The following is a 13004-nucleotide window of genomic DNA, read 5'->3' as shown; positions in this document are numbered from 1 at the left end:
CCATGAGGCTGACCCGACCGGCCTCGGCTTCGAAGACCCGCCCTGTCACCCCGGCGGAGTCGTCCGCGCCGAGCCACACCACCAGAGGAGAGACGTTCTCCGGAGCCATCGCGTCGAACGCCCCGTCCTCCGGCGCCGCCATGGCCTCGGCGAAGGTGCGCTCGGTCATCCGCGTACGGGCAGCCGGGGCGATGGCGTTGACCTGTACCCCGTACCGCCCCATCTCGGCGGCCGCCACAAACGTGAGGCCCAGGATTCCGGCCTTCGCCGCCGAGTAGTTGCCTTGCCCGACACTCCCCAATAGTCCGGCCCCCGAGCTGGTGTTGACCACCCGCGCCTGAGGCGCCCGGCCCGCCTTCGCCTCCGCGCGCCAGTGCGCGGAGGCGTGCTTGAGGGGCAGGAAGTGCCCCTTCAGATGCACGCGCATGACCGCGTCCCAGTCGTCCTCGTCCAGGTTGACCAGCATCCGGTCCCTGAGGAACCCGGCGTTGTTGACGAGCGTGTCGAGGCGGCCGAAGGCGTCGAGCGCGGTGGTGACGAGGGAGGCCGCTCCTTCGGTGGTCGCGATATCCCCGCCGTGAGCCACAGCCTCGCCACCGAGCGCCCTGATCTCGTCAACCACCTGCTGGGCTGGGCCTGTTGAGGTGTTCGGATCGCCGTGGGTGCCGTCCAGGGCAACCCCCAGGTCGTTCACCACGACCCTGGCTCCTTCGGCGGCGAAGGCGAGCGCGTGCGCGCGCCCCAGCCCGCGGGCCGCACCCGTCACGACGACCACGCGCCCCTCGCAGATTCCGGCCACGTCACTTCTCCCTGTCGGTCTCGCCGTTCCTGCCGTTCCTGTCAGCCCTGCCGTTCCTGTCAGCTCCACCGTTCCTGTCGGCTCCGTCAGTCCTGTCGGCATTCGCTGCGTCCAGGAAGGCAGGGCGCTCCCCTCCCCCATGGACGAGAAGGCTCGCCCCGCTGATGTAGGCGGCGCGATCGGAGGCGAGGAAGACCGCGGCTTCGCCGATCTCTTCGGGCTCGGCCAGCCGGCCCAGCGGGACCGTGCGCCCGACGGCCGCCACACCCTCCTCGTCCCCGTAGTGCAGGTGCGACAACTCCGTGCGCACCATGCCCAGGACGAGCGTGTTGACCCGTACCGCCGGGGCCCACTCGACGGCCATGGAGCGGGCCAGGTGCTCCAGGCCCGCCTTGGCCGCGCCGTAGGCGGCGGTACCGGGCGAGGGGCGGCTGCCGCTGACGCTGCCGATCATGGTGATCGAGCCGCCCGCACCCTCCGGCCCCGCACCCTCCGGCCCCTGACGGGTAGTCATGACTTCGTACGCGGCCAGGGACGCGATCAGTGGCGCGGTCAGGTTGAGTTCGAGCACCCGCGCGTGCCGGTTCGCGTCGGCGGCGGAGAGCGGGCGGTACGGTGTGCCACCCGCGTTGTTGACCAGCGCGTCGAGCCGGCCGTAGTCCGTGGCGACGCGGGCGAAGAAGGCCCGTACGGCGTCCCCGTCGCGCAGGTTCACGGGCACGAACTCGGCCTTGCGGCCGGCCACTTCGACGGGCGCGTTCGGCGGCCTGCGGGCGCACACGACGACCTCCGCCCCGGCCCGCAGGAACGCCCGGACGATGCCCGCGCCCACGCCGCGCGTCCCGCCCGTGACGACGGCGACCCGGCCGTCCAGCTCCGGTGGGTTGTCCACAGCCCCTCCCACGCCCCGCGAACCGCTGCTACCGTCAATAACCTAACAAACGTTTGGTGGAAAGGATACCGATCCGCTCATGACCGTCTGCACCTCAAACCCGGAGAACTCCATCGCGGTCGTCACGGTGGACCACCCGCCCGTCAACGCCCTTCCGGTGCGCGGCTGGTACGACCTGGCGGACGCCGTGCGGGCCGCGGGACGCGATCCGCGGGTCCGCTGCGTAGTCCTGACCGCCTCGGGGCGCGGCTTCAACGCGGGCGTGGATGTCAAGGAGTTGCAGCACGACCCCGGGCATGAGGCGCTGATAGCGGTCAACCGCGGCTGCGCGGAGGCGTTCTCGGCGGTGTACGAGTGCGAGGTGCCGGTGGTCGCCGCCGTGCACGGCTTCTGCCTGGGCGGCGGGATCGGGCTCGTGGGGAACGCGGACGCGATCGTGGCGAGCGAGGACGCCGTGTTCGGGCTGCCGGAGCTGGACCGGGGGGCGCTGGGGGCGGCGACGCACCTGGCCCGGCTGGTGCCGCAGCATCTGATGCGCGCCCTGTACTTCACCTCGCGCACGGCCACCGCCGCCGAGTTGCACGCGCACGGCTCGGTGTGGCGGGTCGTTCCGCGCGAGGAACTGGAGGACGTGGCGATGGAGTTGGCCCGGGAGATCGCGCGCAAGGACGGCCGGCTGCTGCGGCTCGCGAAGGCCGCGATCAACGGCATCGATCCCATGGACGTGCGCCGCAGCTACCGCTTCGAGCAGGGTTTCACTTTCGAGGCCAATCTGAGCGGGGTGGCGGACCGGGTGAGGAGCACGTTCGGTCAGGGCAGTGGCGGCGGCAGCGACAACGCCGGGGAGGAGCGGGTGTGAGCGACAAGACGATGACCGCGGAGGAGGCCGTCGGCAGGCTGGGGAGCGGGATGACCGTCGGCATCGGCGGCTGGGGCTCCCGGCGCAAGCCGATGGCGCTGGTGCGGGCCCTGCTGCGGTCCGAGGTCACCGACCTGACCGTCGTCTCGTGCGGCGGCCCGGACGTGGGGCTCCTGGCCGCGGCGGGGCGGATCCGAAAGCTGGTGGCGCCCTTCGCCACGCTGGACTCGGTCCCGCTGGAGCCACACTTCAGGGCGGCCCGGCAGCGCGGCGCGTTCGAGCTGATGGAGCTCGACGAGGCCATGTTCATGTGGGGGCTGACGGCGGCGGCGCACCGGCTGCCGTTCCTGCCGGTGCGGGCCGGGCTCGGCTCGGACGTGATGCGGGTCAACCCCGGGCTGCGGACGGTCACTTCGCCGTACGAGGACGGCGAGGAGCTGGTCGCCGTACCGGCCCTGCGGCTGGATGCCGCCCTCGTCCATCTGAACCGGGCGGACATCCATGGCAACGGGCAGTATCTGGGCCCGGACCCCTACTTCGACGACCTCTTCTGCTCCGCGGCCGAGCACGCGTACGTCTCGTGTGAACGGATCGTGGCGACCGAGGAGTTCACGAAGGCGGGCGGCCCACAGACGCTGGTGGTGCAGCGCCACTCGGTCGCCGGTGTGGTAAAGGCCCCGAACGGCGCGCACTTCGCCTCCTGCGCCCCCGACTACGAGCGCGACGAGCCCTTCCAGAAGCACTACGTGGCGTCGGCCGGGGACCCGGAGGCGTGGCGGGCCTTCACCGAACGGTTCCTGTCCGGCGGCGAGAGCGCCTACCAGTCGGCCGTCCAGGCCTGGCACGAGGAGCAGCGATGACGAGCACCGGCACGACGGCGGGAGCGGCCGGATCGGGGCGAACGGCAGACGGCCTGCCCGTGACCCGCGCCGAGTACTGCGTGATCGGCTGCGCCGAGGCCTGGCGCGGGAACGGCGAGGTGCTGGCCAGCCCGATGGGTGGCGCGATCCCGGCGATCGGCGCCCGGCTGGCTCGGCTCACCTTCTCCCCCGACCTGCTGCTCACCGACGGCGAGGCACTCCTGATGGGCGATGTGCCCGCGGTGGGCTCGCCGTCCGAGGTGACAGAGGGCTGGCTTCCGTACCGGCGCCACCTGGAGCTGGTCGCCAGTGGGAAGCGGCACGTGATGATGGGCGCGAGCCAGCTCGACCGCCACGGCAACCAGAACATCTCCTGCATCGGCGACTGGTCGCGCCCCGCCCGGCAGCTGCTCGGCGTCCGGGGAGCGCCGGTCAACACCCTCAACAACCCGACCAGTTACTGGGTGCCGAAACACTCGCCGCGGGTCTTCGTCGAGAAGGTCGACATGGTGTGCGGCGTGGGCTACGACCGCGCGGCCGCCGCCGGCCCCTCCGCGACCCGTTTCCACCGCATCCCGCGCGTTGTCAGCGATCTGGGCGTCTTCGACTTCGAGACCCCGGACCGCTCGATGCGGCCGGCCTCGCTCCACCCGGGCGTGACAGCGGATCAGGTCGCATCGGCCACGGGCTTCCCGCTCACGATCCCCGACGAGGTCCCGCGCACCCGCGAGCCGACGCCGGAGGAACTCCGCCTGATCCGCGAGGTGATCGATCCGAGGGGGCTGCGCGACCGGGAGGTCAGGCCGTGACGGAACAGTCCCTCACCGGGAGCGCGGAGCGGGCCGCCACGGGAGGCAGCCGGATGGAGACGGCGCTCACCCGGCTCGTGGGGGTCCGCCACCCCATCGTCCAGACGGGCATGGGCTGGGTGGCGGGCCCGCGGCTGGTCTCGGCCGCCGCCAACGCGGGCGCGCTCGCCATCCTGGCCTCGGCGACCATGGCGCCCGACCGGCTCCGATCGGCCGTGCGGGAGGTCAAGTCCCGTACGGAGGCCCCGTTCGGCGTCAATCTGCGGGCCGACGCGGGAGACGCACGGGAGCGGGTGCGGATCGTCGTGGAGGAGGGCGTACGGGTCGCCTCGTTCGCCCTCGCGCCTTCCCGTGAGCTGATAGCGGAGCTCAAGGACGCCGGCGTGGTCGTCATCCCGTCCATCGGCGCGCGGCGGCACGCCGAGAAGGTGGCGGCCTGGGGCGCGGACGCGGTGCTCGTGCAGGGCGGCGAGGGCGGCGGGCACACGGGCGAGGTGGCGACGACCGTGCTGCTTCCGCAGGTCGTCGACGCGGTGGACATCCCGGTGATCGCCGCGGGCGGCTTCTATGACGGCCGGGGCCTGGTCGCCGCCCTGGCCTATGGCGCGGCGGGGGTCGCCATGGGCACCCGCTTCCTGCTGACGGCCGACTCGACGGTCCCGGACGCGGTGAAGGCCGCGTACCTCGCGGCCACCGTCAAGGACGTCACGCTCACCACACGCGTGGACGGGCTCCCCCACCGCATGCTCCGCAGCCACCTCACCGACTCCCTGGAGCGTTCGGGCCGTTCGGCGGCGCTTCTCCGCGCCGTGCGCCACGCCGCCGCGTTCCGCAGGACGTCCGGCCTGTCCTGGCGAGCCATGATCCGTGACGGTCTGGCGATGAAACACGGCAAGTCCCTGTCCTGGAGCCAGGTCCTGCTGGCCGCCAACACCCCCATGCTCCTCAAGGCCGCCATGGTCGACGGCCGTACGGACACCGGCGTCATGGCCTCCGGCCAGGTCGCGGGCCTGATAGACGACCTCCCGACCTGCGCGGAGCTGCTGGACCGGATCATGGACGAGACGTCCGCGACACTGCGCGCGCTCCAGGACTCGTCCTAGGGCGACTCGCCGCTCACCGGCGTTCAACGATCGTGGCACTCACAGGCGTTCGACGATCGTGACGTTCGCCTGGCCGCCGCCTTCGCACATGGTCTGGAGGCCGTAGCGGCCGCCGGTGCGCTCGAGTTCGTGGAGGAGGGTGGTCATGAGCTTGGCGCCGGTGGCGCCGAGGGGGTGGCCCAGCGCGATGGCGCCGCCGTTGACGTTGACGCGGTCCGGGTCGGCACCGGTCTCCTTGAGCCAGGCCAGCACCACCGGGGCGAACGCCTCGTTGATCTCGACCAGGTCGATGTCGCCGATCGACATACCGGTCTTCTTCAGGGCGTGCGCGGTGGCGGGGATGGGGGCGGACAGCATGCGGATCGGGTCCTCGCCCCGCACCGACAGGTGGTGGATGCGGGCCCGCGGCGTCAACCCGTGGTCGGCGACGGCCTGTTCGCTCGCGATGAGCAGGGCGGCGGCGCCGTCGGAGACCTGGGAGGAGACGGCCGCGGTGAGGCTGCCGCCCTCCACCACCGGGTTGAGGCCCGCCATCTTCTCCAGGCCGGTGTCGCGGCGCGGGCCCTCGTCCACCGCCATGTCCCCGAAGGGGACCAGCTCGCGGTCGAAGCGCCCCTCGTCGATCGCGCGCACCGCACGGCGGTGCGAGCGGAGCGCGTACTCCTCCATGTCCGTACGGGAGATGCCCCACTTCTGTGCGATCAGCTCGGCGCCGTAGAACTGGTTGACCGGCCGCTTGCCGTACCGCTCCCGCCAGCCCTCGGAGCCGGCGAACGGCCCCTCGGCCAGGCCCAGCGGCTCGGCGGCCTGGCGGCTGGCGAAGGCGATCGGGATCATCGACATGTTCTGCACGCCGCCCGCCACCACCAGGTCCTGCGTGCCGGAGAGCACGCCCTGCGCGGCGAAGTGCAGCGCCTGCTGCGAGGAGCCGCACTGCCGGTCGACCGTCACGCCCGGCACCTCCTCGGGCAACCCCGCGGCCAGCCAGGCGGTGCGCGCGATGTCGCCCGCCTGCGGCCCGACGGTGTCGAGGCAGCCGAAGACGACGTCCTCGACGGCGGCCGGGTCGGCGCCGGAGCGCCCCATCAGCTCGCGGAGCACATGGGCGCCCAGGTCCGCGGGGTGGACGGCGGACAGCCCACCGCCCCGGCGCCCGACCGGAGTCCGTACCGCTGCGACGATGTATGCCTCGGCCATGACTGCTGCTCCTCCGCTGGTTCCCAGGGTCATTCACGGACGGTGATCCCGTCCAGCACCATCGACAGGTACTGGCGGGCGATCTCCTCGGGGCTGTGCTGTCCGTCCGGCCGGTACCAGGACGCGGCGACCCAGACGGTGTCGCGCACGAAGCGGTAGGTGAGCCGGACGTCGAGGTCGGCGCGGAACGCGCGGGTGGCGACCCCGCGCTCCAGCGTGCCCAGCCACGCCTTCTCGAACTTCCGCTGCGAATCCGCGAGATAGCGGAAGCGCGGCTGAGCGGACAGGTGCCTGGACTCCTTCTGGTAGATGGCGACGGCGGCGCGGTGCCGGTCGATCTCCCGGAAGGACTCGGTGACGAGGGCCTCCAGGGTCTCCCTGGGGGCGAGCCCGGCGGCGAGCACGGTGTCGTAGCCGGCCCAGAGCTCGTCCAGGAAGGTCGAGAGGATCTCCTCGAGGATCGACTCCTTGGAGTCGAAGTGGTAATAGAGGCTGCCCGCGAGCATTCCTGCCTCGTCGGCGATCCTGCGGACGGTGGTCGCGTTGTAGCCCTGGGCGGCGAACACCTCGGCTGCGGTGGCCAGGAGTTCCCCGCGCCGCTCGGGCGGCGCCGCCGACCGCCCGCCGGTGGCACGCGGGGCCGACCGCTCAGCGGCTGAACGCGGGGTGGCGGCCCGCACGGGTCGTTCCGGGCTCTCGGCCGACCGCTCGGCGGGCTTCTTGCTGCTCTTCTGCACCTGGCTCACAGAGCCATTGTCCTCACGCATGCTGGCTGCTGACCGACACCGTCTCGCCGGTCATGTACGAGGAGTAGTCGCTGGCGAGGAAGACGATCACGTTGGCCACCTCCCAGGGCTCGGCCCAGCGGCCGAACGCCTCGCGCCCGGTGAGCTCGTCCAGCAGTTCCTGGCTGGTCACCTTCGCCAGGTGCGGATGCATGGCCAGGCTCGGCGAGACCGCGTTGACGCGTATCCCGAACTCGGCGGCCTCGACGGCGGCACAGCGGGTCAGGGCCATCACGCCCGCCTTGGCCGCCGCGTAGTGCGCCTGCCCGCGCTGGGCACGCCAGCCCACGACCGAGGCGTTGTTGACGATCACGCCGCCCGAGCCGACGCGCCTCATCCGCCGCAACGCCCCGCGCGTACACCGGAACGTGCCGTTCAAGGTCACGTCGATGACCCGGGTCCACTGCTCGTCGGTCATTCCGGCCAGCTCCGCGGTCCCGCCGAGCCCGGCGTTGTTGACCACGATGTCCAGGCGGCCGTGGAGCGCCTCGGCGAGGTCGTAGAGGGCGCCGACCTGCTCCTCGTCCGTGACGTCGCAGGCCAGTCCGGCGACCCGGGCGGCACCGAACTCCTCGGCCAGCGCCTCGGTGGTCTCCCTGACGCGGCGCGCATGGGCGTCGCCGATCACGACCCGGGCCCCCTCCTCCAGAAACCTTCGGGCGGTCGCGCCCCCGATCCCGGCGCCCGCCGCCGCGGTGACGACGGCCGTGCGGCCGGTGAGCAGCCCGTGCCCGGGCACGTAGCGCGCGCGATTCGCCTCGCCGCGCGCCCCGTTGCCCCTTCGCGCCTCGCCGCCCGCCTTGTTGACTGTCACAGCAGCACGTTAACCTACCAAACACTTGTTAGGGAAGATGGGGATGGAGGCAGGCCATGGATCTCGACTTCTCCGCCGCGGAGGAGGCCTTCCGTGAGCAGGCCCGCTCCTGGCTGGCGGCCCACGTGCCGACCGCTCCCCTCCCCTCGCTGGAGACCGAGGAGGGCTTCGCCGCGCACCGCGAGTGGGAGGCCGCGCTCTTCGCGGACCGCTGGTCGGCCGTCTCCTGGCCCGAGCGGTACGGCGGCCGGGGCGCCTCGCTGGTGGAGTGGCTGATCTTCGAGGAGGAGTACTTCGCTGCGGGCGCGCCGGGCCGCGTCGGCCAGAACGGCATCAGCCTCCTCGCCCCCACCCTCTTCGAGCACGGCACCGAGGAGCAGCGCGCCCGGGTCCTGCCGCCGATGGCGAGCGGCGAGGTGGTCTGGGCGCAGGCCTGGTCGGAGCCCGAGGCCGGCTCGGATCTCGCGTCGCTCCGCTCCACGGCCGAACGGACTGACGGCGGCTGGCTGTTGAGCGGCCAGAAGACCTGGTCCTCGCGTGCCGCCTTCGCCGACCGCGCCTTCGGCCTGTTCCGCAGCCACCCGGAGGCGGACCATCCGCACCGCGGCCTGACCTATCTGATGTTCCCGCTGGACGCGCCGGGGGTGACCGTCCGCCCCCTAGGCCGCCTCGACGGCAGGCCCGCCTTCGCCGAGCTGTTCCTCGATCGCGTCTTCGTGCCGGACGAGGACGTCATCGGCGAGCCGGGGCAGGGCTGGCGGGTCGCCATGAGCACGGCAGGCAACGAACGCGGCCTGACCCTGCGCAGCCCCGGCCGCTTCACGGCGGCGGCCGACCGGCTCGTGGAGCTGTGGCGGGAGCGGGCGGATCCGGCGGACAGTGCGCTGCGCGACCGGGTCGCAGACGCGGTGATCGGCGCCCGCGCGTACCGGCTCTTCACCTTCGCCGCCGCCTCGAAACTCGCCGACGGCGGGCGGCTGGGTGCCGAGTCGAGCCTGAACAAGGTCTTCTGGTCCGAGCTGGACCTCGCCCTGCACGAGACCGCGCTCGACCTGCTCGGCCCGTACGGCGAGCTGGCCGCCGAGGCCGGGGAGGCGCCGGCGTACGGGAGTTGGGCCGAGGGGTATGTGTTCTCGCTCGCCGGGCCGATCTACGCGGGCACCAACGAGATCCAGCGCGACATCATCGCCGAGCGCCTGCTCGGCCTTCCGAAGGGACGACGGTGAGGTTCCTCCTCGGAGAAGCGCAGACCGACTTCGACCGCACCCTCGACCGCCTGCTCGGCGCGGCCGACACCCCGGGCGCGATACGGGCCTGGGCCTCCGGGGACAGTTCGGCGGGTCGGGCGCTGTGGCGGCGGCTGGCCGACGCGGGCGTCTTCGGCCTGGCCGTGCCCGAGGCGTACGGCGGAGTGGGGCTGCTCCCTGTGGAACTGGGCGTCGCTTTCACCCAGTTGGGGCGCCACGCGGTGCCGGGCCCAGTGGTCGAGACGGTCGCGAGCGCCGTGCTCCTGGCGCGGCTCGCGGAGTGCGGCGAGCGGGGGCCCGCCAAGGACTGGCTGCCGGGGATCGCCTCGGGCGCCGCGATGGTGACGCTCCGCGCGCCGGGTGGTGGACCGTACGCGCTGGACGCGGACGCCGCGGACGCCGTGTTCACCGTGACCGGCGAGGAGTGGGGACTCTCCGCGCCCCGGGACCACGGCCCCGCGCAGCCCTCGCTCGACCCGGCGCGGCGACTCGTCCGCCCACCCACCGGAGGTGTGCCCCTGGCGGCCGGTCCATCGGTGCGGGACGCGGCCGCCCATGCGGCCGACTGGGCCGCCTTCGCCACGGCGGCCCAGGCCCTGGGCGCGGGCCTGACTCTGGTCGAGCGGACCGTGACCTACGTCCGGCAGCGCACCCAATTCGGCGTACCCATCGGCTCGTTCCAGGCGGTCAAGCACCGGCTGGCCGACGCCCTGACCGGCCTCGAGTTCGCCCGGCCGCTGGTCCACGGTGCGGCGGTAGCTCTCGCGCGGGACCCGGGCGGGGCGGGCGCGGAGATCGCCGCGGCGAAGGCGGCGGCCGGCGAGGCCGCGTACGCCGCCGCGCGCACCGCGCTCCAACTCCACGGCGCGATCGGCTACACCGCGGAGTACGACCTGTCGCTGTGGATCGGCAAGGCGCGGGCCCTCAGGTCGGCCTGGGGCACCCCTTCGGAGTGCCGCGCGAGGGTGCTGGAGGGGGTTCCGAGAGGAGTGGACGGCCCGTGACCCGCACCTACTGTCCGTATCGGGCGGGCTCCCCGTACGGCCGGTGGCGGCCCGCCGCGAAGGGGCGAACCGGCTCCGCATCCGGCCGGTGGCCACCCGCCCGCGAACATCGGCCCGGCTCCCCGTCCGGCCAGTGGCCACCCGCCCGCGAACGTCGGACCATGGAAGGAGGAGCGCACCTCACGCCCCGGGAATCCTCGTCCGCCCCCGACGTTGAGTCTCTATGTGACCACCGCAATCGCCGCCACCCGCTTCTCCGTCCTGGACCGCTCCCGCACCCGACAGGGGCAGGAGCCCCCGGAGGCGCTGCGCGACACCGTGCGTTTCGCACAGCAGGCGGAGGGTCTCGGCTACCACCGGTTCTGGGTGTCGGAGCACCACAGCGTGCCCGGAGTCGCGGGCTCCGCGCCGACCGTGCTGGCGGCCGCCATCGCCTCCGCGACCTCCCGGATCCGGGTCGGTACGGGCGGGGTGATGCTGCCCAACCACCAGCCGCTGGTGGTCGCCGAGCAGTTCGGCGTGCTGGAGTCGCTGTTCCCCGGCCGCATCGACATGGGCCTGGGCCGCTCCGTCGGGTTCACCGGCGGCGTCCGGCGGGCGCTCGGCCGGGACAAGGACGACGCGGAGGGATTCGGGGCCCAGCTCGCCGAGCTGCTGGGCTACTTCACCGGCGACCAGGCCGCGCACCCACAGGTCCACGCACGCCCCTCCGAGGGCCTGAAGGTGCCCGCGTTCGTGCTGGCCACCGGCGACGGCGGGGCGGAGCACGCCGCCGAGGCCGGGCTGCCGCTGGTGATCGCCGCGGCGCGCGGCGAGGAGCGCGTGCGGGGGGCCATCGAGCACTACCGCGAGCGGTTCCGCCCCTCCGCCTGGGGCGAGGAGCCGTACGTCGTGGTATCGAGCACCGTCGCCGTGGCCGGCAGCGCGGAGGAGGCCCGGCGGATGCTGCTGCCGGAGGCCTGGTCGGCGGCCTGGTCGCGTACGCGGGGCGAGTTCCCGCCGCTGATGCCGGTCGAGGAGATCGCCCGGGTGGAGATGACCGACCGCGAGCGGACGCTGTACGAGGAGGCGCAGCGCGGGCACATCCACGGCACGGAGCCGGAGGTCGCGGAGGCGCTGGAGAAGCTGGTCGAGCGCACCGGAGCCGACGAAATCCTGGTCACGACGAGCACCTACGACCAGGAACTGCAGCTGGAGTCCTACCACCGCCTGGCCCGCATCACGGGAATCCTGGGCGCCGCCGGCTGACGTGCCACCGGCAGCCGACGCGTGTCAACGGCTCCCACCCGGGACGCGGCCGGTTCAGCACCGCCGGTTTCCACCGCCGTGGTCACTCTCCGCAGCGCCGGAAACTTTCCCGCCGCGACGGCGGGAAGCGGAGGGGGGCCTGTTCGGCGGTGCCGAACCGCCCGCGGCACACCGACGAACAGGCCGGTGGCGAGACCGCGCGTTCGCCGGAGGCATTGCCGCGGGCTCATCCCCGCCCTGCAGGGTGGGCAGTGGCGGCGGGCGCCGCTCCCCCGTTTGCGGGCCGCGTCCACCCGGGGCAACCTTCCATAAGGCACGGAACTCACCGCCCCGGCACGACCGGCGGCCTGACCACCGCGTCCGTGCCCCACGGGGCGCAAGGGCGGGAACCGAGCGGGCGGTGCCCTCTTGAGGGCGCGTCCCGCAGTGGCTTAGGTGGTACGAGCACCCGGCCGGGGTCGGAATTCGGCCCGCGATCGGCCGGGGCGCGCGAGGTCCTTCGACGGGAGGTTCCGGCCGTGCTTGACGAAGACCGGGCAACGACCGCCCGGGCGATCTCCGAGGCCGAGGCCTGGGCCCATGTCCAGGCCATCTGCTTCAAAACCGGACCGCCCCGGCGCCTGGGCGTCGAACTGGAATTCCTGGTCAGGGACGCTCACGCGCCCTCCCGCCCCCTCGACCGCGACCGGCACTCCGCCGCCGTCGCGGACCTCCGCTCCCTCCCGCTGCGCTCGCCGCTCACCTTCGAGCCCGGCGGGCAGCTCGAACTCTCCCCGCCTCCGGCCCCCTCCCTCACCGCCTGCGTGGCGGAGGCCGAGGCTGATCTGGACCTCGTACGGGCAACGCTCCGGGCCCACGATCTGACGCTGGTCGGCCACGGCTGCGATCCGTACAACCTCCCGGTCCGCTTCCTCGACCAGCCGCGGTACGCGGCCATGGAGGCCTACTTCGACCGGCGCGGCCCGGCCGGGCGCCTGATGATGTGCTCCTCCGCCTCGGTCCAGGTGTGCGTGGACGCCGGGTACGAGGAGCCGGGCCCGCTCGGCTTCGCCCGGCGCTGGCGCCTCGCCCACCTGCTGGGCGCGGTGCTCGTTGCCGCGTTCGCCAACTCGCCGCTGCGCGGCGGCCGCCCGACCGGCTGGCGCTCCACCCGGCAGGCCAACTGGGCCGATCTGGACCCGGGCCGCTCCCAGGCCCCGGCCGAGGCGCGCGACCCGCGGACGGCCTGGGCGGCGTACGTGCTGGACGCCCCGGTGATGTGCGTGCGCTGCGACGAGGGGCCGTGGACGGTGCCGACGGGCGTGAGCTTCCGGCAGTGGATACGGGCCACCGGCGACCACGGCGCCGCGACGAGCGCGGACCCCGCGCCCAGCCACCCGCCGGATAC

The 13004-nt window shown here is 73.3% G+C and carries 13 protein-coding genes; 8 read left to right on the top strand and 5 right to left on the bottom strand.

The genetic code is table 11. From position 1 onward, the window contains the following. Together AOK16_RS07560 and AOK16_RS07555 are read right to left on the bottom strand one after the other, a co-directional pair. The coding region (locus AOK16_RS07560) for an SDR family oxidoreductase (protein WP_055471454.1) at positions 1-799 on the bottom strand (799 nt) is incomplete at its 3' end. Between the two features lies 1 nt (position 800). Continuing rightward, positions 801-1691: an SDR family oxidoreductase gene (locus tag AOK16_RS07555; protein WP_079101152.1), complete on the bottom strand. Its 891-nt coding sequence runs from the start codon at positions 1689-1691 to the stop codon at positions 801-803. Positions 1692-1770: 79 nt separating this feature from the next. On the opposite strand from AOK16_RS07555, the gene AOK16_RS07550 reads away from it, so the two are divergent. From AOK16_RS07550 to AOK16_RS07535, 4 genes are read left to right on the top strand one after another with little or no spacing between them, the layout of a single operon-like run. Further along, positions 1771-2550 (top strand): enoyl-CoA hydratase family protein, encoded by a 780-nt coding sequence (locus tag AOK16_RS07550; protein ID WP_055471453.1) that lies wholly within the window; start codon positions 1771-1773, stop codon positions 2548-2550. A gap of 11 nt (positions 2551-2561) precedes the next feature. Further along, positions 2562-3410: a CoA transferase subunit A gene (locus tag AOK16_RS07545; RefSeq protein WP_205627645.1), complete on the top strand. Its 849-nt coding sequence runs from the start codon at positions 2562-2564 to the stop codon at positions 3408-3410. Beyond that, positions 3407-4219, top strand: coding sequence for a CoA-transferase subunit beta (locus AOK16_RS07540; RefSeq protein ID WP_240483433.1), 813 nt, complete (start codon positions 3407-3409; stop codon positions 4217-4219). Before AOK16_RS07545 ends, AOK16_RS07540 begins: the two co-directional genes overlap by 4 nt. Positions 4220-4272: 53 nt before the next feature. Next, the gene (locus AOK16_RS07535) at positions 4273-5322 is read left to right on the top strand and encodes an NAD(P)H-dependent flavin oxidoreductase (protein WP_055471457.1); all 1050 of its coding nucleotides are present in this window, start codon (positions 4273-4275) and stop codon (positions 5320-5322) included. Between the two features lie 39 nt (positions 5323-5361). Here AOK16_RS07535 and AOK16_RS07530 read toward each other — a convergent pair whose 3' ends face one another. The 3 genes from AOK16_RS07530 to AOK16_RS07520 form a co-directional block, all read right to left on the bottom strand. Then, complete coding sequence (locus AOK16_RS07530; protein WP_055471451.1) at positions 5362-6519, bottom strand: acetyl-CoA C-acetyltransferase; 1158 nt, start codon at positions 6517-6519, stop codon at positions 5362-5364. Positions 6520-6548: 29 nt separating this feature from the next. Next, positions 6549-7103 (bottom strand): TetR/AcrR family transcriptional regulator, encoded by a 555-nt coding sequence (locus tag AOK16_RS07525; RefSeq protein ID WP_107098293.1) that lies wholly within the window; start codon positions 7101-7103, stop codon positions 6549-6551. A gap of 175 nt (positions 7104-7278) precedes the next feature. Then, positions 7279-8043 (bottom strand): SDR family oxidoreductase, encoded by a 765-nt coding sequence (locus AOK16_RS07520; RefSeq protein WP_055471455.1) that lies wholly within the window; start codon positions 8041-8043, stop codon positions 7279-7281. A 131-nt stretch (positions 8044-8174) separates the two neighbouring features. Here AOK16_RS07520 and AOK16_RS07515 point away from each other — a divergent pair, with 131 nt between their 5' ends. From AOK16_RS07515 to AOK16_RS07500, 4 genes are all read left to right on the top strand, one after another. Further along, entirely contained in the window at positions 8175-9344 is a 1170-nt protein-coding gene (locus AOK16_RS07515) for an acyl-CoA dehydrogenase family protein (RefSeq protein ID WP_055471450.1), read from the top strand. Further along, positions 9341-10369 (top strand): acyl-CoA dehydrogenase family protein, encoded by a 1029-nt coding sequence (locus AOK16_RS07510; protein ID WP_055471449.1) that lies wholly within the window; start codon positions 9341-9343, stop codon positions 10367-10369. The genes AOK16_RS07515 and AOK16_RS07510 overlap by 4 nt, the downstream gene beginning before the upstream one ends. Positions 10370-10594: 225 nt before the next feature. Beyond that, the gene (locus tag AOK16_RS07505; protein WP_055471448.1) at positions 10595-11617 is read left to right on the top strand and encodes an LLM class flavin-dependent oxidoreductase; all 1023 of its coding nucleotides are present in this window, start codon (positions 10595-10597) and stop codon (positions 11615-11617) included. A gap of 518 nt (positions 11618-12135) precedes the next feature. Beyond that, a partial coding sequence (locus AOK16_RS07500; RefSeq protein WP_240483431.1) for a glutamate-cysteine ligase family protein occupies positions 12136-13004 on the top strand: 869 nt, incomplete at its 3' end.

Source organism: Streptomyces pathocidini (assembly GCF_001418495.1).
Lineage (GTDB): Bacteria > Actinomycetota > Actinomycetes > Streptomycetales > Streptomycetaceae > Streptomyces > Streptomyces pathocidini.
This window is presented reverse-complemented; position numbering and strand designations above follow the sequence as displayed.

What these genes read in the sequence shown, in the direction of transcription:
- AOK16_RS07530 (WP_055471451.1), bottom strand. Translation starts at nt 6,519, where the DNA reads ATGGCCGAGGCATACATCGTCGCAGCGGTACGGACTCCGGTCGGGCGC.
- AOK16_RS07540 (WP_240483433.1), top strand. Translation starts at nt 3,407, where the DNA reads ATGACGAGCACCGGCACGACGGCGGGAGCGGCCGGATCGGGGCGAACG.
- AOK16_RS07535 (WP_055471457.1), top strand. Translation starts at nt 4,273, where the DNA reads ATGGAGACGGCGCTCACCCGGCTCGTGGGGGTCCGCCACCCCATCGTC.
- AOK16_RS07550 (WP_055471453.1), top strand. Translation starts at nt 1,771, where the DNA reads ATGACCGTCTGCACCTCAAACCCGGAGAACTCCATCGCGGTCGTCACG.
- AOK16_RS07515 (WP_055471450.1), top strand. Translation starts at nt 8,175, where the DNA reads ATGGATCTCGACTTCTCCGCCGCGGAGGAGGCCTTCCGTGAGCAGGCC.
- AOK16_RS07545 (WP_205627645.1), top strand. Translation starts at nt 2,562, where the DNA reads ATGACCGCGGAGGAGGCCGTCGGCAGGCTGGGGAGCGGGATGACCGTC.